19 protein-coding genes and 1 riboswitch are annotated in these 23,222 nt (G+C 59.0%); of the genes, 11 read left to right on the top strand and 8 right to left on the bottom strand.

Annotation, left to right across the window (positions count from 1 at the left end; genetic code table 11):
* Positions 1–52: 52 nt before the first annotated feature.
* Genes F3H58_RS10495 through thiC form a run of 4 tightly spaced genes read right to left on the bottom strand, consistent with a single transcriptional unit; the run spans position 53 to position 3,826 of the window.
* On the bottom strand, positions 53–826 hold the full coding sequence (locus tag F3H58_RS10495) for a thiazole synthase (protein WP_149742137.1): 774 nt from the start codon (positions 824–826) through the stop codon (positions 53–55).
* 4 nt (positions 827–830) lie between these two features.
* A complete protein-coding gene (thiS, locus tag F3H58_RS10490; RefSeq protein ID WP_003521310.1) occupies positions 831–1,028 on the bottom strand; it encodes a sulfur carrier protein ThiS in 198 nt (65 codons plus the stop codon).
* Positions 997–2,001 carry a glycine oxidase ThiO gene (thiO, locus tag F3H58_RS10485; protein ID WP_149742136.1) on the bottom strand — a complete coding sequence of 335 codons (1,005 nt, stop codon included), beginning with the start codon at positions 1,999–2,001 and terminating at the stop codon, positions 997–999. The genes thiS and thiO overlap by 32 nt, the downstream gene beginning before the upstream one ends.
* A 1-nt stretch (position 2,002) precedes the next feature.
* Positions 2,003–3,826 (bottom strand): phosphomethylpyrimidine synthase ThiC, encoded by a 1,824-nt coding sequence (gene thiC / locus F3H58_RS10480; protein WP_149742135.1) that lies wholly within the window; start codon positions 3,824–3,826, stop codon positions 2,003–2,005.
* 94 nt (positions 3,827–3,920) lie between these two features.
* A riboswitch (TPP riboswitch) is annotated at positions 3,921–4,032 on the bottom strand.
* Between the two features lie 182 nt (positions 4,033–4,214).
* On the opposite strand from thiC, the gene F3H58_RS10475 reads away from it, so the two are divergent.
* From F3H58_RS10475 to F3H58_RS10455, 5 genes are read left to right on the top strand one after another with little or no spacing between them, the layout of a single operon-like run.
* Positions 4,215–4,466: an acyl carrier protein gene (locus tag F3H58_RS10475; RefSeq protein WP_003504852.1), complete on the top strand. Its 252-nt coding sequence runs from the start codon at positions 4,215–4,217 to the stop codon at positions 4,464–4,466.
* Positions 4,466–5,647: an acyl-CoA dehydrogenase family protein gene (locus tag F3H58_RS10470; protein WP_059759982.1), complete on the top strand. Its 1,182-nt coding sequence runs from the start codon at positions 4,466–4,468 to the stop codon at positions 5,645–5,647. The genes F3H58_RS10475 and F3H58_RS10470 overlap by 1 nt, the downstream gene beginning before the upstream one ends.
* A 4-nt stretch (positions 5,648–5,651) precedes the next feature.
* Complete coding sequence (locus F3H58_RS10465; RefSeq protein WP_149742134.1) at positions 5,652–6,560, top strand: amino acid--[acyl-carrier-protein] ligase; 909 nt, start codon at positions 5,652–5,654, stop codon at positions 6,558–6,560.
* A 6-nt stretch (positions 6,561–6,566) separates the two neighbouring features.
* Positions 6,567–7,550, top strand: coding sequence for a DUF1839 family protein (locus tag F3H58_RS10460; protein ID WP_149742133.1), 984 nt, complete (start codon positions 6,567–6,569; stop codon positions 7,548–7,550).
* The gene (locus F3H58_RS10455) at positions 7,547–10,003 is read left to right on the top strand and encodes a glycoside hydrolase family 2 protein (RefSeq protein WP_149742132.1); all 2,457 of its coding nucleotides are present in this window, start codon (positions 7,547–7,549) and stop codon (positions 10,001–10,003) included. Before F3H58_RS10460 ends, F3H58_RS10455 begins: the two co-directional genes overlap by 4 nt.
* Here the strand turns inward: F3H58_RS10455 and F3H58_RS10450 are convergent.
* Positions 9,971–11,791, bottom strand: a complete 1,821-nt coding sequence (locus tag F3H58_RS10450) for a serine aminopeptidase domain-containing protein (protein ID WP_188128861.1) — start codon at positions 11,789–11,791, stop codon at positions 9,971–9,973. The genes F3H58_RS10455 and F3H58_RS10450 overlap by 33 nt on opposite strands.
* A gap of 344 nt (positions 11,792–12,135) precedes the next feature.
* On the opposite strand from F3H58_RS10450, the gene F3H58_RS10445 reads away from it, so the two are divergent.
* From F3H58_RS10445 to F3H58_RS10430, 4 genes are all read left to right on the top strand, one after another.
* Complete coding sequence (locus F3H58_RS10445; RefSeq protein WP_125145284.1) at positions 12,136–14,853, top strand: ABC transporter ATP-binding protein; 2,718 nt, start codon at positions 12,136–12,138, stop codon at positions 14,851–14,853.
* A gap of 43 nt (positions 14,854–14,896) precedes the next feature.
* Complete coding sequence (locus tag F3H58_RS10440; protein WP_065656995.1) at positions 14,897–15,352, top strand: cyclic nucleotide-binding domain-containing protein; 456 nt, start codon at positions 14,897–14,899, stop codon at positions 15,350–15,352.
* Positions 15,353–15,542: 190 nt separating this feature from the next.
* Complete coding sequence (locus F3H58_RS10435; RefSeq protein WP_149742130.1) at positions 15,543–16,403, top strand: MBL fold metallo-hydrolase; 861 nt, start codon at positions 15,543–15,545, stop codon at positions 16,401–16,403.
* A gap of 209 nt (positions 16,404–16,612) precedes the next feature.
* On the top strand, positions 16,613–18,307 hold the full coding sequence (locus F3H58_RS10430; RefSeq protein ID WP_149742129.1) for an adenylate/guanylate cyclase domain-containing protein: 1,695 nt from the start codon (positions 16,613–16,615) through the stop codon (positions 18,305–18,307).
* A 34-nt stretch (positions 18,308–18,341) separates the two neighbouring features.
* On the opposite strand, the gene F3H58_RS10425 is transcribed toward F3H58_RS10430, so the two are convergent.
* Both F3H58_RS10425 and F3H58_RS10420 read right to left on the bottom strand, forming a co-directional pair.
* Positions 18,342–18,824, bottom strand: a complete 483-nt coding sequence (locus tag F3H58_RS10425; protein ID WP_149742128.1) for a class I SAM-dependent methyltransferase — start codon at positions 18,822–18,824, stop codon at positions 18,342–18,344.
* A gap of 4 nt (positions 18,825–18,828) precedes the next feature.
* On the bottom strand, positions 18,829–20,169 hold the full coding sequence (locus F3H58_RS10420; protein WP_188128860.1) for a nucleotide sugar dehydrogenase: 1,341 nt from the start codon (positions 20,167–20,169) through the stop codon (positions 18,829–18,831).
* A 127-nt stretch (positions 20,170–20,296) separates the two neighbouring features.
* On the opposite strand from F3H58_RS10420, the gene F3H58_RS10415 reads away from it, so the two are divergent.
* Positions 20,297–21,394, top strand: a complete 1,098-nt coding sequence (locus tag F3H58_RS10415) for a glycosyltransferase family 4 protein (RefSeq protein ID WP_149742127.1) — start codon at positions 20,297–20,299, stop codon at positions 21,392–21,394.
* Positions 21,391–22,134, top strand: a complete 744-nt coding sequence (locus F3H58_RS10410) for a polysaccharide deacetylase family protein (RefSeq protein ID WP_149742126.1) — start codon at positions 21,391–21,393, stop codon at positions 22,132–22,134. The genes F3H58_RS10415 and F3H58_RS10410 overlap by 4 nt, the downstream gene beginning before the upstream one ends.
* Here the strand turns inward: F3H58_RS10410 and F3H58_RS10405 are convergent.
* Positions 22,126–23,088: a glycosyltransferase family 32 protein gene (locus F3H58_RS10405; protein WP_188128859.1), complete on the bottom strand. Its 963-nt coding sequence runs from the start codon at positions 23,086–23,088 to the stop codon at positions 22,126–22,128. The genes F3H58_RS10410 and F3H58_RS10405 overlap by 9 nt on opposite strands.
* Between the last annotated feature and the right edge of the window lie 134 nt (positions 23,089–23,222).

The following is a 23,222-nucleotide window of genomic DNA, read 5'->3' as shown; positions in this document are numbered from 1 at the left end:
TTCCTTTTCTCCCGGTATCCCGCCACCATCAGGCACTGTCAACGCAAAACGATCAGGAAAAAACAGCCGTTCCGATCACGGGCGTCGAGGGAACGGCCATGTCCCTCGGCTCCAGCGGCCCGGAAAGATATGCCTGATGGCCGGCTTCTATGGCGCGGGCGAAAGCCTCCGCCATGCTGACCGGGTCTCTCGCGCCCGCCACCGCCGTGTTGAGCAGAACGGCATCGTAACCGAGCTCCATCACCGTGACCGCATGCGACGGGCGGCCGATACCGGCATCGACGATCAGCGGCACATCCGGGAAACGCGCCCGCATGGATTTCAGCGCCGTCAGATTGAGCGGCCCCATGGCGCTGCCGATTGGCGCGCACCAGGGCATCAGCACCCTGCAGCCTGCCTCCAGCAACTTCTCGGCCACGACCAGATCGTCAGTCGTATAGGGAAAGACCTCGAAACCATCGTCACAAAGGATTTTCGCCGCCTCGACAAGAGCGAAGACATCGGGCTGCAGCGTGTCGTGATGACCGATGACCTCCAGCTTGATCCAGTTAGTGCGAAACACATCGCGGGCCATCTTTGCTGTCAGCACCGCTTCCTTGACCGTGTGGCAACCGGCGGTATTGGGCAGAATCTGGCGATCCAGCTCGCGGATAAGCTCAAAAAACTGACCGCCCTTCTTGCCACCCGCCGTTTCCCGGCGCAGTGAAATCGTCAGAATATCCGTGTTGCTCACCCGCACGGCATCGGCAAGCAAGGCGGGGGACGGATAGCGCGCCGTGCCGAGCAGGAGACGGGACGAGACCTCGCGGCCATAAAGCGTCAGCATGGTTTCAGCCTCCCTGCATCGGTGAGAGGATTTCGATACGGTCGAAAGCCTTCAGCTTATAATCGGCGCGCTCTTCGGAATGCACCAGATCGCCATTCACCGCCGTCGCCAGCCACTCACCCTCGTATTCGAGGCTGGCGAGCAGGCCGGCCAGCGTCTCGGCGGCGAGATCAAGCTCGTCGCCATTCACCAGAAGTTTCATGATCCCGTTCCTTTTGAGAGAGAGTTTGGCAGACGATTTCAGCCGCCTGCCGCGCCATAGCCGGCGACAGCAGAAAGCCGTGCCGGTACGCGCCGTTGATGAAAATTGTCCGGCCATCCTGCGTGACCTTCGGCAGATTGTCGGGATAGGCGGGGCGCACGCCGGTGCCCGTCTCGATGATTTCCGCTTCCGCGAAAGCCGGATGCACGGCATAGGCGGCATTCAGGAACTCCATCATCGAGCGGGCGGAAATGGCGCCCGCATCTTCCGTCTCGATCATCGTCGCGCCCACCATGAAACGGCCGGGCTCGCGCGGCACGATATAGAGCGGAATGCGCGGATGCAGCAGCCGGACGGGACGAGACAGGGAAACCTCCCGCGTGGCGAGATAGAGCATCTCTCCCCGCACACCGCGAAGATCGGAAATCCCGCCGATTGCCGCAGAACCAGTGCAATCCACCACCCGGTCGAACGGCTCTTCATCCAACGGGATAGCCACATGGAACTGCACACCCATGGTGCAGAGCCGCTCATGCAGCGATTTCAGTGCAAGACGCGGATCGAGATGACCCTCGCCCGGAAAATAAAGCCCGGATCGGAACCGCCCGGCAAGATCTGGCTCCAGCGCGGCGATTTCGCCCTCATCCACCCAGCGATAGCCAGCGGTCCGCGATGCGAAACGCGAAAGCTCCGCCTTATCGCGGGCCGGCGCAACCACCAGCGTGCCTTCGCGGATGACAAGGCCGGGGGTTGCTTCATCCCACCAGTCGAGCGCCGCCTGACCGAGCGTCAGAACCGGCTCTTCAGCGCTTTCACGCTCGCACCAGGGGGCCAGCATGCCGCCCGCATACCAGGATGCGCCACGAGACGGTTCGGCATTGCGCTCGCAAACCTCAACGGTAACGCCGGTCCGCGCCAGTTCGAAGGCCGCCGTCAAACCGGCGACCCCCGTTCCCTTGACCAGAACGCGCATGCTATTCGGCATCCGCAGGCGTCGTGAGCGGCATGTAAAGCTCACCGCCTTCCTTGAAGCGTGCGGCCATGGCCTCCAGCCCCTCCTTCTGCGCCTCGGCGCGGATGTCGTGGGAAATCCGCATCGAGCAGAATTTCGGCCCGCACATGGAGCAGAAATGCGCGACCTTGTGCGCTTCCTTCGGCAAGGTCTCGTCATGGAAGGAGCGCGCCGTATCCGGGTCCAGCGACAGGTTGAACTGATCCTCCCAGCGGAACTCGAACCGCGCGCGCGACAGCGCATCGTCCCGCACCTGTGCCGCCGGATGGCCCTTGGCGAGATCGGCGGCGTGGGCAGCGATCTTGTAGGTGATGACGCCGACCTTCACGTCGTTACGGTCAGGCAGGCCGAGATGTTCCTTGGGCGTGACGTAGCAGAGCATCGCGGTGCCGAACCAGCCGATCATCGCCGCACCGATGCCGGAGGTGATGTGGTCGTAACCCGGCGCGATATCGGTGGTGAGCGGCCCGAGCGTATAGAAAGGCGCCTCACCGCAGGTCTTCAACTGCTTGTCCATATTCTCCTTGATCTTGTGCATCGGCACATGGCCGGGGCCTTCGATCATCACCTGGCAATCCTTCGCCCAGGCGATCTGCGTCAGCTCACCGAGCGTCTCCAACTCCGCGAATTGTGCGGCGTCATTGGCGTCGGCAATCGAGCCGGGACGCAAGCCATCGCCCAGCGAGAAGGAGACGTCGTAAACGCGGCAAATGTCGCAAATCTCGTCGAAATGCTCATAGAGGAAGCTTTCCTTGTGGTGATGCAGACACCACTTGGCCATGATCGAGCCGCCGCGCGAGACGATGCCGGTGACGCGGTTGACGGTGAGCGGGATGTAATGCAGCCGCACGCCAGCATGGATGGTGAAATAATCCACACCCTGCTCCGCCTGTTCGATCAGCGTATCGCGGAACACTTCCCAGTTCAGGTCTTCGGCAATGCCGTTGACCTTCTCAAGCGCCTGATAAAGCGGCACCGTGCCGATCGGCACCGGCGAATTGCGGATGATCCATTCGCGGATATTGTGGATGTTGCGACCGGTAGACAGGTCCATGACGGTATCCGCACCCCAGCGGATCGCCCAGACCATTTTCTCCACCTCTTCCGCCATGGAGGAGGTAACGGCGGAATTGCCGATATTGGCATTGATCTTGACGAGAAAATTGCGGCCGATGATCATCGGCTCAAGTTCCGAATGATTGATATTGGCAGGGATGATGGCGCGGCCGGCCGCCACTTCCTGACGCACGAATTCCGCCGTGACGTAGTCAGGGATATGCGCCCCGAAACTCTCGCCGTCACGCACAAGCTTTTCCCTGGCCGCCTCGCGCCCGAGATTTTCGCGGATGGCGATGAATTCCATTTCCGGTGTGATGATGCCGGCCCGCGCATAGGCAAGCTGGGTCACGGCTTTACCGGCCGTGGCTCTGAGCGGCTGGTGGCGCACGGAAAATTCAGGCGTCAGGCGTTCGCCGGTGGCAAAGCCGTTATCCTCCGGCTTGACGTGCCGGCCGTCATAGGCCTCGACATCGCCGCGCGCCACGATCCAGTCATGACGCAGACGCGGCAGACCCTTTTCAATCAAAACGGTATGCGAAGGATCAGTATAGGGACCGGAGGAATCGTAAACCGTCACCGGCGGTTCACCCGCCGTCGGATGAACGGCGATCTCGCGCATCGGCACGCGGATATGGGGATGTAAAATGCCGGCTTTGTGGATTTTGGTAGAGGCGGCATGCGGCCCCGTAGTAACCGACAACGGGATATTCTTGGCAGCGATATTCATCTTGAGGCTCCAAAGTTTGACAGTGGAGACCCAGTTCGAGCCGGAATGATGGAAAATACCGCAGCGCCGACAGCGCAATGCACACGCCAGCCGACCTTCGGTCTTTGCACCGTCCCTACGCCAGTATGAACTGGATCAGGTTCAACGGGTCACTGCGCATGAAAGCAGAATCTCAGCCCCTTGACGGGACACCCCTGGTGAATGGCCACAGCAAAAAACACCGACCGGCATTTGTCAAGGCCGACGATCCATGCTTGGCAAAGGTGCGGGAATGGCGCATGCTGCCGTTAGTTGTAATTAACCTAACGGTTTAGGCGAATATTATCGTTTGCAACGTAACGATAAGCACAAACCATCCTGATGTGAAATTCATGGGAGATACGTCGGAATGAACGCGACTATTCGTGAAATACTGGCCAAATTCGGCCAGCTTCCAACCCCTGTCGATACGATTGCAGATGAAGCCGATCTTTATGCGGCGGGCCTTTCTTCCTTTGCATCGGTGCAATTGATGCTCGGCATCGAAGAAGCATTCGATATCGAATTCCCCGACAATCTGCTGAACCGCAAGTCCTTTGCGAGCATCAAGGCCATTGAAGACACCGTTAAGCTCATTCTGGATGGTAAAGAGGCAGCCTGATGAACGTCACCGTAGCGCCGCAGGATGAAACGCTGTCCGCGCGCGCGGGCCGTGTCGCGGCAATTGCCGCCAAACACGCGGATGAGGTGGATGTCACCGGCCGCTTTCCGCAGGAAGCCGTTGATGCGCTGCGACAGGAACGCCTGCTCGGCATCCAGGTCCCCTCTTCGCTAGGCGGCGAAAGCGCTTCCTTACAGGAAATCGCCGATATCTGCGCCCGGCTCGGCCAGGCCTGTTCAGCAACCGCGATGATTTTCGCCATGCACCATATCAAGGCATCCAGCCTGGTGGAACACGGCGAGACGAGCGCATGGCATGCCGGCTTCATGAGCCGCATCGCCAGCGAACAGCTTCTGCTCGGCTCCGCCACCACCGAAGGCGGCATTGGCGGCAATCTGCGCAACTCCATCTGTGCAATCGAAGTCGAAGGCGATTTCTGCCGGCTGGAAAAGGACGCCACCGTCATTTCCTATGGCAGCAATGCCGATGCGATCCTCATCACCTCGCGTGCCCACAAGGATGCCGCGCCCGCCGATCAGGTGATGACGGTCTTTCTGAAAAACCAGTACACGCTCGAAAAGACCCATGTGTGGGATACGCTTGGCATGCGCGGCACCTGTTCGGATGGCTTCCTGTTTCGTGGCGAAGCACCGGCGGCGCAGATATTCCCGAAGCCTTTCGCGGAAATCGCCGCACAATCCATGCTGGCAAGCTCGCATCTTCTCTGGAGCGCCGTCTGGTATGGCATCGCCTCGGATGCGGTGTTGCGCGCCCAGTCATTCGTCAGGGCCGCGGCGCGGAAATCGCCCGGCACCGCCCCTCCGGGCGCGATCCGCCTTGCCGAGGTTTCCACCAAGCTGCAGGTCGTCAAATCCAACATCATCGCCGGCATCAAGGCTTACGAAGACACCAAGAGCGACCCGGAAAAGCTGATGTCCATGGCCTTTGCCGTCGCCATGAACAATGTGAAGATCTGCTCTTCGGAGACCATTCTGGAGATCATCGATCACGCCATGCTGGTCTGCGGCATCATGGGTTACAAGAATGGCACGCCCTATAGCCTGGGCCGACACCTGCGCGACGCACACTCTGCCCGGCTGATGATTTCCAACGACCGCATTCTCGGCAATTCCGCCAATCTCCTGCTGGTTCACAAGCAGGACACCAGCCTCTTGGGATAAGACCATGGACATGCAAACATCGTTTCTCGATCGACTGTTCGAAGAAGGCCTGCTGATTGAAACCGGTGTGGACGGTCTTTATGGACGCAGCGGCCAGTTCGAGGATGTCATTGCCGCCTTCGAGCGGCTGATCGACCGCACGGGCGGCGCTGACGGCGCCGAAGCGATCCGCTTTCCGCCCGGCATCAACCGCGCCTATTTTGAAAAGAGCGGTTATATGAAGAGCTTCCCACAGCTCGCCGGCACGGTCCATTCCTTCTGCGGCTGTGAGCTCGACCATGTCAGCCTGCTGAAAACCATGGACGAGGGCGGCGACTGGACCAAGGACCAGAAAGCCACCGACATCGTGCTGACGCCGGCAGCCTGCTATCCGCTTTATCCGACGATTGCCAAGCGCGGCGCGTTACCTGCCGGCGGCGGTCTCTATGACATCCAGTCCTATTGTTTCCGCCATGAACCCTCCAAGGACCCGGCCCGCCAGCAGCTTTTCCGCATGCGCGAATATGTCTGCATGGGCACCGAGTCCAATGTCACCGAATTCCGCCAGACCTGGATGGATCGCGGCGTGGAGATGATGAAGGCGGTCGGGCTCGACGTCACCATCGATATCGCCAATGATCCTTTCTTCGGCCGTGCCGGCAAGATGCTGGCCAACAACCAGCGCGACCAGAACCTCAAATTCGAGCTCCTGATCCCGGTCACGTCGGCGACCAGCCCGACGGCCTGCATGAGCTTCAACTACCATCAGGATGCCTTCGGTCAGAAATGGGGCCTGAACCTCGAAAATGGCGATGTCGCCCACACCGCCTGCGTCGGTTTCGGGCTGGAGCGCATCGCGCTCGCACTGTTTGCGCATCACGGCCTGGACGTGAAGGCATGGCCTGCACCTGTCCGGGAAACGCTCTGGGGCTGATCATTCATGCGGCAGATTTTTCCCGGCCTCGATCCCAAAAACTATGTGCAGCATCCGCTCCATTCCTCCGAGAGAATGTGGCCGGAGACCAATTGCTACATCGATTTATGGATCGAGGTGCTGGCCTCGAAAGGTCTGCCGCCGGAAGCCATGTTCGGTTTCACCGTGACGCAGGATTTCGAAGGCGACCAGTTCACCTTCTTCAAGGTGCCGCTGGAAGACCTCGAGGCGCTTTATGGCGTTCGCGCCACCGAACTTGCGATCTTCGACCAGGTGGAAGACCACATCGCGACGCAGCTGGAACGCGGCCGCATCTGCCTGATCGAGATGGACAGCTTCTATATGCCCGATACCCATGGGGTCGGCTACCGGAAGGAACACGGCAAGACCACCATCGCCATCAACAGGCTCGATCGCGAAAAACGGGAACTGGACTATTTCCACAATGCCGGCTTTTTCCATCTCTCCGGCGAGGACTTTGACGGGCTCTTCCAGCACCATCTGGCCGAGACCGACCCGCCCTTTCTGCCCTATACCGAATTTGCAAAATTCGCAGACGGCAATCCTTCACCGGCGCATATTCGCAAGACAGCCGAACGGCTCCTGAATTTTCATTTTTCGAGGCGGCCCTCAGCCAACCCGGTCCGGGCCTTTGCAAAAGTGTTTCCGGCTCAGGTGGAAAAAGTTGCCGACCGGCCCTTCGGTTTTTTCCACAAATATGCCTTCAACACGCTGCGCCAACTCGGTGCCAACTTCGAATTGTTGGCAAGCCATCTCGAGTGGCTGGACGCCGATGGTTTTTCTGAGGCCAGAGGCCACGCGCTCAAGATTTCCGAGGTCGCCAAGACGGTTCAGTTCCAGCTCGCCCGCGCCGTCACGCGCCGCAAATTCGATGCGCTGGCCACCGTGCTTGATCCGGCAGCGGACGCATGGGATGGTTTGATGAAAAACCTTGGCGAAAAACTATCCGATGCCAGCGAGGCCGCGTGAGGACCTATCTTCCGGGTGAAAGCGAGGAATTGCTAAGTGAAGGCTGGACGCTGACACTGACGCCCGCCGATGCCTTTGAGACCCCGTCCGATATTCCGGCATCGCTTGAAAGCCTTCATGTCTCCGTTCCCGGCACCGTGGCGCAAGCCTTGGAAGCGGCCGGGAAATTCGATCGCCTTGCCCCCGTCGCACTCAATGACAGGGACGCCTGGTATCGGCTGACGATGATTTCAGACGCCCGGGAGCGGGCCAAGCTGCGCTTCGATGGTCTTTCAACCATTGCCGAAATCTTCTTCAATGGCGAGCTGATTGCCGCGAGCCAAAGCATGTTCGAAAGGCTGGAAGTGCCCGTCCAGATGACAGGCGCAGACGAGCTTTCGATCTGTTTTCGGGCACTTGCGCCAAGGCTCGAAAAGACCGGTCCGCGCGCCCGCTGGCGTCCGCAGATGATGAATACGCAAGGCTTGCGGCTGATCCGCACCACCGCGCTCGGTTATATGCCCGGCTGGTGCCCGGAAATCCATGCTGCCGGCCCGTGGCGACCCATCAGCCTCATCAAACACGAAAGCGCGCTTTGCACGCTTGGGTCTTCGCTTGACGATACCGGCACGGGAAAGGTCAGCATCGTTCTTCAAGCGAGCCGCGATATCCAGTCCGCACGGCTGATCTGCGCTGGTTACAGCATCAATCTTTCGAAGGGTGAAGACGGCAAACTCTTCGGCGAACTGCTCATACCCGGCGTCGAAATCTGGTGGCCGCACACCCATGGCAGGCCCGCGCTGCACGACGTCGTTGTGGAGTTGGACGGCAGGCAATACAGGCTCGGACGCACCGGCTTTCGCCAGGTGGAGATCGATCGCGGTGAGGACGGCAATGGTTTCGGCATCAGCGTAAACGGCCAACCGGTCTTCTGCCGCGGTGCGGTCTGGACGACGGCAGACATTGTGCACTTGCCGGGAGCAAGGCCGGATTATGAGCCTTGGCTGCAAAAAGCCGCGGAAGCTGGCATGAACATGATCCGCGTCGGCGGCACCATGGCCTATGAAACGCCGGAATTCTTTGCGCTGTGCGACGAACTGGGCATCATGGTCTGGCAGGATGCCATGCTCGCCAATTTCGATTATCCGGCAAAGGACGAGAGCCTGCGCCAGCATATCATTATGGAAATCGAGCAGTTTCTCGAAGCGACAGCGCTTTCTCCATCACTCGCCATTTTCTGCGGCGGCAGCGAAATGTACCAGCAGGGCGCAATGCTCGGCCTGCCGGAACAGATATGGAAGAGCACGCTGACCGAGGAAATCCTGCCGGAACTGATCGCCGAAAAGCGACCGGATGCGGCTTATGTCGCCAATTCCCCTTCCGGCGGTGCTTTGCCATTCGCGCCCAATGCTGGCGTTGGTCACTATTACGGCGTGGGCGCCTATTGCCGGCCGCTGGAAGATGCCCGCCGCGCCGATCTGCGTTTCGCCGCCGAATGTCTCGCCTTCGCCAACATTCCCGAACAGGAAACGCTGGACAGACATCTTCCCGGCGTGGCCGTTCACGATCCGCGCTGGAAAATAAGAACACCGCGTGACCGCGGCGCTTCCTGGGATTTCGAGGATGTCCGCGACCATTATCTGAAGCTGCTTTATGAGGTCGAACCGGATGTGCTGCGGCGGGAGGACGGCGCCCTTTATCTCGACATGTCGCGCGCCGCGACGGCCGAGGTGATGCAGGCGACGTTCGCCGAATGGCGGCGCAGCGGCTCTTCCTGTCAGGGCGCTTTGGTCTGGACGCTGCAGGACCTCGTTCCCGGCGCTGGCTGGGGTATCATCGATGCCGCCGGCAGACCCAAATCCGTCTGGCACGCGCTGAAAAGAGCGTTCCGCCCCGTTCAGGTCAACCTTTCCGACGAAGGCACCAACGGGCTCGACATTCACATCCTCAACGAGACGGGCGACGGCCTGAATGCGATGCTGGAGCTGACCTGCCTGCGCGAAGGTGTACAACCCGTCGTTCACGCCAAACGGCCACTTACACTGGTGCCGCGAGAGAGCCAGACGATTGCCGCAACCAATCTGTTCGGCGCTTTTTTCGATACGACCTATGCCTATCGCTTCGGCCCGCCATCCCACGATGTAACGATCGCCCGCCTTCGAGACATAACGACCGGGCATGTCATCGCCGACGCCTTCCATTTTCCGCTCGGCCGGAAAAAGGCGCTGCATGCCGCAAACCTTCAGGTCGCAATCAGCGAAACAAACGGCGACTGGTCCCTTGAAATCGGCACGGACCGACTGGCGCAATCCGTCCATATCACGGCAGAGGGCTACCGCGCATCGGAAAGCTGGTTCCATCTCGGCCCCGGCGAAACCAGAAAAATCGGTCTTTCGCCGGAGACCGCCACAACCGAAGCGCCTCCTTCCGGAGAGGTCGTGTCACTGGGCTCCAGCCGGCGGTTTTCGTTCTAGAGCCAGCCGCTTCACCGTTTCGATATAGATTGTCTTGGCTTCCGGCGTCGAAAGATTGTGATCGGCATCGGGAATGATCGTCAGCGACACGTTGCTATAGGCCGCCAGCCCGTCACCGTCGGCATCGAAATAATACTGGAAATGCTCGAGGCCATCGTCATTGTCGCTATAGAGCAGATGGACGGTGGTATTCTTCGCCTTCAGCCTGTCGAAAGCGCCGAAGACGGCCCGCCCTTCCTCGCTGCCTCTGCGAAACAGTCTTGCCGTTTTTGTCGAAAGCCGTTTCATCGTCGCCTTGAGAATATTGAGCCCGGCACTTGCCACATCGACATCTCCGCTGATGAGACGCTTGAATGTCGCGCCCTGTCGAAAACGCTGGCTGTATTCCCCGAAGGAACGCGGGCGTTTATGCAGGGCCTCATCCACCGAGCGGCCTTTACGCCAATGGAAGACGACCGGATTGACCGCGACCACGGCGTCGATGCGCTCATCGGCGATTGCGCCGTTGAAGGCGAGATAAGCTCCGCTGCACCGGCCCGCCGCAATGAAAGGTCCCTTGCCGCGCTTGCCGAGAAAATCGAGCGCGGCAGCCACGTCGTCATTCTGCGCGGCATCGTAAAGAACCTGATCGGGCGCGTTTTTGACGGGCGGACTATCGGCAATATTGGCCGCGTCGAAGCGAAGCGATGCCACCCCCTCGCGCGCCAATGTACGGGCCATCCGCACGGAAAGCCTGCCCCAACCCGCATGCCGGTCATAGGCCGCGCCAAGCAGAAGAACCGAAGAAACCACCTCCCGATCATCCGGCCCGCAAAAAATACCGAAAAGCCGTCCGCCGTCTCCAAATTGCACCGGCTGCTCGACAAAACCGCGCCCACGCTGTGGGGCATTGACTGTGAAATCCTCCTGGGGGACAGCCGGACTCTCGGCATGGGTCTGGGAGAGCACCCAATCGACCAACTGGTTGACCACATCGTCGGATATTTTCGAAAGCGTAGGGCTGGAGACGAGATCGTCGTAACCTGAAAACTCCGCCTCCTCCACCGCACCGCCGATCGCAACGAGATGCTGGGCGAAATCGGCATCGGTTACGCGGCCCGGCCGGGAAAGCGCCAGAATGCTGCGCGCCGGAGCGACAGTCAGATTTGAAAGATTGGCCTTCCTGATCGCATCCGCAACACCGGCAGGCATGGCCATGCCGGCAATCGATCCCGCCTCCGTCATCCGTTGCGCGGGCCGAAGACCGAGGCCATCGTCGATCATGGAGGACCACATCGCCAGCTCACGCAGATAGGCGCGGCCGGAAACGACAGGCGCCAGAAGCGCCATGGAACCCACTTCGGCCTCATCGGCAAACGCCTGTGCAGCAATCAGGCAGCCGAGGCCCTGAGCGACAACGACCACTTCGGCGCAGCCGGAAAGACGCTTCAGACAGTTGAGCGCCGCGCGCGCGTCGGAAATCCAGTCCGCTGCACGGCCAGCATCATCAGGGTCGAAGGCGTCACCCGCGCCCAGATAGTCGAATCGCAGACTGGCGACACCGCAAGCGGCCAGCCGCTCGGCCAGTACCCGTTGAAACTTGCGGCTGCACAGCTCCTCCATGCCCCATGGGCTGACGAAAAGAACGGCATGGCGCTGTCTGACGTCCTTGCGCGCCGGATGGAAAATCCCGGTAAGTCCATCAAAAGAGACCGGATGCGCAACCGCCCCATTCGAGGCAATGCCGGAAAGCGACAATGCATCAAGAGACGGATCGCTGCCTGTACGCTCTGAAATATCTATCGCCATCCGCCTTGCCATCATTGCGCCAGTGTCTGGCTCAACCATTACGGGATCATTGTATCGAAGCGTCTTACCGCCGGATCTACAATAAAAACAACAACATTAGAGAAGTCTAAAAATATAGTCGCATTTATATCCATTGCCGCCCGCACGGTGCAAAAATGAACACCGGGATGGCGGGCAAGTCCAGGCTGGGCCGCTATTTTACTCGAAACCGCTTGAATATACTGATAAATAGCGAGTCCCACACCTATTTGCAGGAGGAGGTTGCGCCACCCGGCCACCGGATCGTCTAGACACCGCGCAAACCAACACGCCGGGCCACGCCCGACAGGTCATAGAAGTTTTATATGGAACAAAGCCTTACGCGTTATATCTGGTCGCACACGAGGCGGCAGCAGCTTTTCATTCTGCTGATCGTGGCCCTGTCGATGATCCCCTATTTCCTCGCCTTCGACCTGCCCAAGCAGATCGTCAACGGCCCAATTCAGGGGGATGGTTTCGAAGGGGCGAATGCGACGCAGCTTTTCATGCATCTCACGGTCGATATTCCCTACTGGGGCACCGTGACATTATTCCCCGGGCTCGAGCTCAACCGCATGTCGATGCTGATGGCGCTCAGCCTGACGTTCCTTGCGCTTGTCATCATCAACGGGCTCTTCAAATATTACATCAATACCTATAAGGGCCGCCTTGGCGAGCGGCTTCTGCGGCGCATCCGCTTCGAACTCATCGACAAGATTCTGCGGTTCCCACCCTCCCATTTCAAGCGGGTCAAAGGCGCGGAAATCTCCAGCATGGTGAAGGACGAGGTGGAGCCGCTCGGCGGATTTACCGGCGACGCCTTCGTGCAGCCGGCCCTTCTCGGCGGCCAGGCGCTCTCCGCGCTCTTCTTCATTCTCGTTCAGAATTTCTGGCTGGGCCTGATCGCGGCTTTCATGGCTGCCATTCAGGTGGGCATCATTCCCAAAATGCGCCGCCGCCTCATCGAGCTTGGCCGCCAGCGGCAACTCAGCGCCCGCCAGCTTGCCGGACGCATCGGCGAAATGGTTGATGGTATCGGCACCATCCATGCCTATGACACGTCCAATTACGAGCGTGCAGATGCCTCACACCGTCTCGGCGACATCTTCAAGATCCGCTACGATCTCTACCAGTGGAAGTTTCTGGTTAAGTTCATCAATAACTTCCTCGCACAGCTCACTCCCTTCTTCTTTTATGCGCTCGGCGGTTATCTCACACTGAAGGGCAGCCTCGATGTCGGGCAGCTGGTCGCCGTCATCAATGCCTATAAGGAACTGCCCGGACCGCTGAAGGAACTGATCGACTGGGATCAGGCGCGTCAGGACGTGCAGGTGAAATACGAGCAGGTCTTCGAGCAGTTCGATGCCCCGAACATGATCGACGAAAAGGTGCAGAAACTGTCTCCCGGCGCCGTCGCGGCGATCAGCGCCCCGATCGTCGTCGCCAATCTGACGCTGGAGGATGACAGCGGCAGCCGGCTTCTGGAACAGGCATCGCTGAAGGTCGAGCCGGGCGAGGTGATCGCCATCGTCGGCGGCTCGGGCGCCGAGGCGCTGGCGGATGCGATCGGCCGCACGCTCTGGCCAACCTCGGGCAAGATCAGCATCAACGACGTCGACATATTGGAACTGCCGGAATCGCTGACCGGGCGGCGCATTTCCTATGTGTCCTCGGACAGCTATTTCTTCCACGCCAGCCTGAAGGACAACCTGCTTTACGGCCTCAAACACGCCCCGCTTGCGGACAGGAACTATGAGGGGGCAGCGCTGGAACATCGCAAGTGGGAAATCCGCGAAGCAAAGATGGCGGGCAATCCGCTGATCGATATCAACAGCGAATGGATTGACTACGCTTCGAGCCCGGCCGGCGACGGCAGGCCGGAAAATCTCATCCAGGCCATACTGGCTGTCCTCGACAGCGTGGAACTGTCGCAGGATATTCTGGAGTTTGCGCTGCGTTCGTCGATCGACCCTTTGACCGACCTGCATCTTGCCGCGCGCATCGTTGAGCTGCGGCATGTGCTGCGTGCGGAGCTCGAAAAGGAAAATCTGAGCGGCCTCATCGCACCCTTTGAACTGGAGAGCTATAACAGCGAGGCGACGGTCGGCGAAAACCTGTTGTTCGGCACCATGCGGGATTCTTCCCAGACAATCCGAACCGTCATCGAAAGCGACTATTTCCGCTCCCTGATGCGCGAAACCGGCCTCGTGAAAACCCTGTTCGAGATGGGTTACACGATTGCCGAAAACATCGTGGAAATCTTCGCCGACCTGCCGGGAGACCACCCCTTCTTCCAGCAGCTCACCTTCATGACGCCCGACGACATTCCGGTCTATCAGCAGATGCTGCAACGTCTTCAGAGCCGGAGTTTCGACGAGGCCAATGAAAGCGAAAAGCGCGCAATGCTGCGGCTCAGCTTCTTCTACATCGAGCCTCGCCAGCGTTTCGGCCTGCTGTCGCCGGAGATCATGAACCGGATCGTCGAAGTCCGGCACATGTTCCATGAGAACCTGCCCGACAGCCTGAAAAACGTGATCGAAATCTACGATCCGACCAAATATATGAGCGCCACCAGCCTGCTGGACAATATTCTTTTCGGCAAGGTCAGCCATCGCTACACCGACGCCTCGCGGCGCATCACCCGCATCGTCGCCGATGTCATGCGCAAGCAGGGTGTCTATGAACGCGTGCTGGCGGTGGGCCTGGACTTCAACCTCGGCGCCGGCGGCAAGCGGCTCGGCCCGCTCCAGCGCCAGAAGCTCAATCTGGCACGGGCGCTGATCCGCAAATCCGATTATTATGTCTTCAACCGCCCTCTTCCCGGCCTCGATCCCCGACAACAGGAGGAAATTGTCGAGCGGGTCATCACACTCCTGAAACAGAACAACAATAACCCGTCGATCATATGGGTTCTGTCGAACGCGACGCTCTCCCGCATGTTCGAGCGGGTGATCGTTGTTCACCAGGGCCTGATCACCGCCGACGGAAGTTACGAGACTCTCGCCGAGGAAAACGGTACATTCAAGGACATGGTCGCAACATAAATTCAAGAAGGTGACCGAGGTGGAACAAGAACAGGGTAAGTCAATGCTGTTTAAAGACGAAATTCAGATGCTGAAAAGGGTGCCGTTTTTTTCGGAAATGGAACCGTCAAAGCTCAAACTACTGGCGTTCGCATCCGACCGGGTGTCCTATCATGCTGGCGACGTGCTGTTTCGTCAGGGAGATGTCGGCGATGCGGCCTATGTCGTCTTGACCGGAAAAGTCGATGTTCTGGTCGATTCCCCTTCGGGCACGCTGAAAGTGGCCGAAATGACCGGCAATGCCATTGTCGGCGAAATCGCAATCCTCTGCGATAGCGTCAGAACCGCGACCGTTCGCGCCTCCACCAATGTGGAAGCCCTGCGCATCGGCAAGGAACAGTTCTTCAAGCTCATGTCCGATTTCCCCGACATCACGATCAAGGTCATGCGCGTTCTGGCCGAACGCCTTACCCAGACGACGGCGGAACTGAGCAAAGCGCGGGCGGGTGCCCGGACATAAACGACAATTCCTTGCTACCGTGAATGGCGATATTGGAAAAATAAATGTCGTACTATTGCAATATAAATGAAATGCTGACTGAATAAGGGGTAAAGGCGTCCGCCAGAAACGAGCGGATATAAGAATCTATAGAGACAACGGGCTTCATGGGAGGAAAGCGTGCAAGATTCCGTTGTTATTGGGGTGTGTCATGGCGTTCGATTCCGACACAGCAAGTCGGGAAAGTAATAGAAATTTTCGGGTAAAGATCTGGGGTGCGCGGGGAACGCTTCCTGTTTCAGGTGAAAGCTTCCGAAAATACGGCGGAAATACCATCTGCATCGAGGTGAGATGCGGCGATCACGTTCTTTTGTTCGATGCGGGTTCGGGCTTGCATCCCGCTGGCCTTGCGCTGCGGGCGGAAGGCATTACCGACGTCAACCTGTTCTTCTCGCATTGTCATTACGACCACATTGTCGGCTTCCCCTATTTCAAGCCCTTTTATAACAGCTCCAACGATGTCGCCATCTGGTCGGGCCACCTCGCCGGCACTATGACCACCCGGGAAATGCTCAAGGACTTCATGAGCCCGCCGTGGTTCCCCGTGCCGCTGGAAATCTGCTGCGCAAAAATCGACACGCGGAACTTCATGCCGGGGGATGCGCTCGATGTGCATCCCGGTCTCTCGATCAGAACAGGAATGCTCAACCATCCCGGCAACGCCATCGGATACCGGCTGGACTGGGAAGGAAAGTCCCTCGCCATCATCACCGACACCGAACATGAGCCGGGCGATATGGACGAAACCGTGCTCGACCTGATCAGGGATGTCGACCTTTTCCTCTATGACGCCATGTTCACCGATGAGGAAATGAGCCTTTATCGCGGCTATGGCCATTCGTCCTGGCAACAGGCGATCCGCCTCGCCAAACACGCCGGCGCAAAAAATGTCGGCTTCATCCACCATGCCCCAAGCCGCAGCGACGAAGAACTGGACACTATCGAAAAACAGGCGAAAGCCCAGTTCAGCGGCGCGTTCGCGGCCATGGACGGCCAGATCATCGAGCTCTGACGCAATCCGGCTTCGGCGAAGTCGACCTGTCCGACCACGTTTTCGAAACGCTGATTTCGACATCTCTTGCCATGCGGGCGTTCGAACACGCACAATTGACCGTTTCCGATCCATTGCTCCACGATATTGCCACGAGACGGCCTGCAATAAGGGTGCCACCGCATACTACATGATGATTCTGCGCTGAATGACCACATGATGGGATTTGCATGATCCGTTTCTTTTCGGAGACCAATTTGAGACGCGCCCGGATTTTATCCGGCCTCATTATATTTGCTTTCGTATTTTCCCACCTTTTCAATCACTCCCTCGCACTCATCTCCATCGATACCGCCGAACGGGCGAGAAAATGGTTCAGCCTGATCTGGCTCAACCCCGTCAGCAGCCTGCTTTTTTACGGTTCGGTTCTGGTGCATGTCTGTCTTGTTCTGCGCTCGCTTTATCTGCGCAGAACGCTGCGCATGCCGCTCCGCGAAGCGCTTCAGGTCATCTTCGGCCTGTCGATCCCGTTCCTGATCATCGGCCACGCCGTCAATATCCGCGTGTCGCATATGCTTTATGGCATCGATGTCGGCTATTATTCGGTCATCCGCAGGCTGTGGATCAACAACCCGATACAGGGCGCCTGGCAAAGCCTCGCCTTGATCGTGATCTGGGTCCACGGATGCATTGGCCTCTATTTCTGGCTGCGCTACCGGGACTGGTATCCGCGGATAGCCGGACTGTTCATGACGGTGGCCGTGATGCTGCCGCTCCTGGCGCTGCTGGGCTTCAGCGATGCCGGCCGCTGGCTGGCGGAAATCGATGAAAAATACGCGCTTCCGCCCGGACTTGCCGACAATACGATTCAAAAGGACGAGCTGCCACTGCAGCGGGAAATGGAAACACGGATCCGTTTCATCACCGGCACGGCGGAGACGTTGTTCGTCGGCGCGGTAATGCTGGTTTTCGCCATGCGTGGCGTTCGCAGCTTTCGGCAACGATTGACGGCAATCGAAATCCGCTATGAACATGGCGCGCAGGCACATGTACCTGCCGGGCTCAGCATTCTGGAAGCCAGCCGCCTTGCGGGAATTCCGCATTACTCCGTCTGCGGGGGCAAGGGGCGCTGCTCAACCTGTCGCGTCAAGGTTCTGAACAGCAAAGGCCCGCTGCCGCCACCGGGAGACATCGAGCAAACCACATTGCGGCGCATCCATGCCGATTCGGATGTCCGGCTCGGCTGTCAGCTACGCCCCACCAGCGATATTGATATCGCCCTTCTCGTTTCGCCGCCCCAGCAAAGCGACCTGCCGGCCGATGCACAGCCAGCCCGCCCCGGCCGGGAAGAAGAAATCGCCATCCTCTTTTGCGATCTGCGCAACTTCACCACGCTTTCCGAAGCGAAGCTGCCCTATGATGTCGTCTTCCTTCTGAACCGCTATTTCACCATCGTCGGCCAGGCCGTCGAACAGGCGGGAGGCCATCTCGACAAATTCATCGGCGATGGCGCCATGGCGCTTTTCGGACTTGGCGAGGACGCGGAACATGCCTGCCGCAACGCCATGAAGGCGGCCGCGACCATATTGCGGGATATCGCAATCCTGAACGAGGGGCTGGAGAAACAATTCGCCGTCCGTCTGGAAGTCGTCGTCGGCATTCATTCCGGTCCGAGCATCGTCGGCGTCATGGGATATGGCGCGGCCAAAACCCTGACGGCCATCGGCGATACCGTCAACGTGGCAAGCAGGCTCGAATCCAAGGCCAAGGAATTCGGCGCAGCCATCGTTGTTTCCGAACCGGCCATCATTCAGGCGGGACAGGAGATTGCCGATCTCAGAAGCGAAGAAATCGCCATCCGCGGCCGCAACTCACAAATGAAGGTCTTCCTGCTCTCGAAAGAAGAGAGCGAGCGCTATTTATGAGACAGCCCCGACACATCTGTCGGTGCGTCCGATCTCAAATCTTGCGATAGAGAAAATAACGGTCCATCGGCACGCTTGCCGGCACCGGCAGCGGCTTCAACATGGGATGATCCAGAGGCAGACCGCTGACCGCGAGACCGCCTTTCGCCAGCATGCCCGCCGCAAGATCGGGCAACCATGTGAGGGTAACCGCATCCTTTTGCGGATAGCCCGTGCCGATATCGGCATGCACGAACGCCGCTTCCGTGCCGACGAAAGCCGGAGCGGTTTGCGATATTTCACCGATCACCAGATCTTCCTGTGCCGGAACGGAGGAGGCATGCGCACCCATGGCCCTGTCGAAAGCGATGATGCGGCGGTTGGGGAACAGTTCCCGCAGGTGATTGAAGGTGCGCCCATTGCCAAGGCCGATTTCCATAAGCGCGCCTTCATCCGGCAGGTCGAGATCGGCTGCGACATGGTTGAGGATATCGCGCTGCGCGGTCAGCCGGCGAATGAAACTATCGAGTCTGCTCATGTTATCAGGCCTTGATGATGTGTTTTGCGGCTATATTCCGACGCGCGAAAACATTGCGCGTGTCGATGATAAGCGGCGCCCATTCGCTTAGAGCGGCATAATCCACATTGTCATGATCGGTCGCAACGAGAACGGCGTCGAAAGCGCCGATCGCCTGCCTGTCCCACGGCACGGATTTCATGCCCATCAGGTGGATATATTCCCGGGTTTTCGGGATTTCGGCTACGTGAGGATCGAAATAGGCCGCTTCGCCCCCACGCTCCTGAATAAGCTCGATGAGCTTCAGAGAGGGGCTTTCGCGAATATCCGGCACATTCTTTTTATAGGCGAGGCCGACTACCAGCACCTTCGACCGGCTGAGCGCCTTGCCGGAATGAATATCGAGCGCCTCCGCGACCCGCCCGATGACGTGACGCGGCATGCCGGTATTGATCTCGCCGGCCAGTTCGATGAACCGCGTCGGCAATTCATATTCGCGCGACTTCCAGGTGAGGTAAAAAGGATCGATCGGTATGCAATGGCCGCCAAGGCCCGGGCCGGGATAAAACGGCATGAAACCGAATGGCTTGGTCTTCGCCGCGTCGATCACTTCCCAGATGTCGATCCCCATCGCCTCGTAAACGACCTTGAGTTCGTTGACGAGCGCAATATTGACGGCACGGAAGACATTTTCGGTGATCTTGACCGCCTCGGCCGTGGCATTTGTCGAGACGGGGACGATCTTTTTGACCACCGAACCGTAAAATGCCGCCATCAGCTTTCCGGCCGCCTCGCCATCGCCAGCGACAACCTTCGGAATGGTCGAGGTCTCGAAATCGCGATTGCCGGGATCTTCCCGTTCGGGTGAAAAACCGATGAAGAAATCAACGCCGGAGACGAGCCCCGTGCTTTCCAGAATGGTCTTCACCACCCCGTCAGTCGTGCCGGGATAGGTGGTCGATTCCAGAACCACGAGCTGTCCCTTGCGCAGATGGGCGGCAATATCGCGACAGGTCTTTTCGACATAGGAAAGGTCCGGCTCGCGATATTTCGTCAGGGGGGTGGGCACGCAGATGGCAATGACATCGCATTCGGCCAGCCTGGAGAAATCCGAGGTGGCGACAAAGCCGTCATTCTGTCTCACACTCGCCAGCACCTCGTCGGAAACGGCCTCGATGTAGCTGCGCCCGGTCTCGATCGCAGTAATTTTACCGGGATCGATATCGAAACCGATAACCTTGAAACCGCCCTTGGCGATCGTCATGGCAAGCGGCAGACCGACATAGCCGAGGCCTATCACCCCCGCTTTGGCGCTTTTGTTTTCAATGCTGGAAAGCAGGTTCCGGGAAATGTCTGGGGAAGTCAAAGCGTGTCACGCTCCGCGCATGTGCAAAAGATGCCTTTCAGTTGGGCAAGAATGACGGACCTGTCAAGGCTCGGCCCTTTCAAATTCCGGTTGACGCCCTAGCCACCGCCAACGCACAACCATCGCCATGAAGATCGCCTTTTATGCGCCGCTCAAATCTCCCAACCATCCCGTTCCCTCCGGTGACCGGCTGATGTCCCGTTTGCTGATGATGGCGATCACGATGGGCGGTCACGATGTTTCCGTCGCTTCGGAATTGCGCAGCTTCCTGAAACAGCCCGATGACCCGGCAAGGGCCTTGCTCGCCGATGAGGCCGAGCGCGAAATCGAGATCATCACACGGCGCTGGCGACAGGATGGCGTGCCGGATCTCTGGTTTTGTTACCACCCCTATTACAAGGCTCCGGACTTGCTCGGGCCGGAACTGAGCAAACGTTTCGACATCCCCTATGTCAGCGCTGAAGCGTCCTATTCGCCGAAACGGAATGGGATGGGATGGCAGGCGGTTCAGAATGGGTTGCTGGCCGCGTTGAACGCCGCCGCCATCAATATCTGCTTCACCGCGCGAGATCGTGAAGGGCTTGTGCGGGCCTCCCCCACCCTTCGCTGGGCCATGCTGCCGCCTTTCATCGATGCCAGAGCCTTTCTCAAGAACACGCCCCAGCCGTTACCCGCAAGGCTCGTCACCGTCGCCATGATGCGGGCAGGTGACAAGCTCGACAGCTATCGCGCCCTTTCCGAAGCGCTCGCCCTGTTGCCGCAGGATCTCGACTGGACACTGGATATCGTTGGCGACGGACCGGAACGCACGGCCGTAGAAGCCATGTTCAGCACGTTTCCCAACTACCGTCTCGTCTGGCACGGGGAAAAAACCGCAGCCGAGATCGCAATGCTCCTTTCAAAAGCCTCTCTCTATGTCTGGCCGGGCCATGGCGAGGCCTATGGTCTCGCCTATCTCGAAGCGCAGGCTGCCGGCCTGCCCGTTGTGGCCGAGAAAGTGGCTGGCGTCCCCGAGGTGGTAAAATCCGGCGTCACAGGATTACTGACACCAGAAAATGATAGAGCCGCCTATGCCGACGCGATTAAAACCCTGCTCGGCGATAGCAGACAGCGCGAAGAACTGGCACGGGCGGCCCGGCAATTCGTGAGGAATGAACGGTCTCTGGAAAACGCCGCAAAAGAACTGAACCATATCCTGCTGCAAGCAAAGGCGCGAAGATCATGAGTCTGGAAAAATTCGTTGCGGCACTGGACGAATGCGGGCGGCGCGGCATATCCGCCAATCTCTGGCTCCGGGACGACGATGCGGTGGAGCCGACGCCCGCGCTCGACACGTTGCTCGATCTTTGCGGCGGCTTTTCCGCTCCGGTCACGCTCGCGGTCATCCCCGAGATGACAAACGATAGGCTCGCACGCTATCTGGATGAGTGGGACATTGCCCAGGTCGCCGTCCATGGCTGGTCCCATACGAATTATGCCGGCGAGAAGGAAAAGAAACAGGAACTCGGATCGCATCGCGATGCTGCTGTCGTTCTCGATGAATTGCAATCCGGACTAGATAAATTGCACGACCTGCATGGCGGGCGTTTGGTGCCGATGCTCGTGCCGCCATGGAACCGCATAGATGCCGGTATCGTGAAGGCGCTGGCGGGCCTTGGATATCGCGCCCTATCCGTTTTCGGCCCGGAGAAAAGCACCCTGCCGCCCTGCCTGAACACCCATGTCGATGTGATCGACTGGCACGGCAGCCGCGGTGGCCGTAACGACGACGTGCTCTTCGCGGAGACCGCCGCCCGCATCCTGGCAACCGCCGAAAACGGCGGCACCACCGGCATCCTCACCCACCATCTCGTCCATGACGACAATGTCTGGCGCTTTCTGCGGCGGCTTTTCGAGGTAACCACCGATCATCCCGCGGCCCGCTGGCGTTCTTCGAAAGACCTCGTCGACGACATCTCACCATGATTTCCAGGCGATCAGCAACCCGCTCGCCTCGGTGGAAAGTTCCCGCCTGACCGCTTCCACCGTCTCAAAGGGGGCGCGGTCGGGAAGGGACGCGGCAACGAACCCCGCCGGCGCAAGGCTGATACTTCCCGCGCGGGCGACGATGGTGAAGATCAAGGGGCCGGTCGACCACCAGGCAGGCGCGCGCGGCATGTCTTCGATAATCCCGGGAAAGGCTTCCAGCATCCTGCTGAAAACCGGATGTCCGGCAGGCGCAGCGATGAAGGAATTGGCAAGCAGCATGCTGCCCTGCCCCGTGTCCCGTGGCGTTTTTTCGTCAAACACCGTCAGCCCCGCCAGAGGCAGGAATGTATCGAAACTCACATCGTCCCGCGCCGGATACCAGTCGCAATCGAGATAGATACCGCCAAACCGCTCCAGCAGAATATAACGGGCCACATCCACCGCGCCCGGATAATCGCCCTTGTCCAGCATGGTTTTGAAGACGCCGTTCGAAAACACGCCTTCCCGCTCTAGATCGGCCTCCCGCCAGAGCCGATAGTCGTAACCATGGTTCGAAGCGTGGGCGGCCCATGCCTCAACCGAGACCGGCGGAGCTTTTTCCCCGATCCATATCTGGTGGATGAGCCTCGGCACATCTTCACGGCTTTTGACGCTGATCGTGCGACGTTCTTCCGTGGAAAACCGCGCATATTTCTCCAGCACCTGCGGGGGTGGAACAAGCGTATATTGATAACCGATCTTGGCGACCATATCGCCCTCGGCCTTGGCGAGGCGCAGCCTTGCCGCGTGCAGCCGGCGCGGCAGGCCGAGGACCGTTTGCTCACCCATCAGGTGGCCGTCCTTTGCTGCAACCAACGATAAGAGAAGCGCATTGGCTTCCGCATACTGACCGCCATTTTGCAACTGCCGGGCTCTATCCAGCTGGGCATCGTAATATTTCTTGTCGGACATGGATCCTCATCCAGAAACGCTCGTTAACATATCGCCAAACAAAAGGCGTCAGGCAAGCCGTCGTGTTTCGGAAGCCGGCTTTGAATTCGCTAAACAATTCGATGTTTCAGAGGCATAGACAGACAACAAACCCT

It is taken from the genome of Rhizobium sp. NFACC06-2 (assembly GCF_900101425.1).
GTDB classification, from domain to species: domain Bacteria; phylum Pseudomonadota; class Alphaproteobacteria; order Rhizobiales; family Rhizobiaceae; genus Agrobacterium; species Agrobacterium leguminum.
Note: the sequence above shows the minus strand (reverse complement) of the source record. Positions and strands in the feature narration are given on the sequence as shown.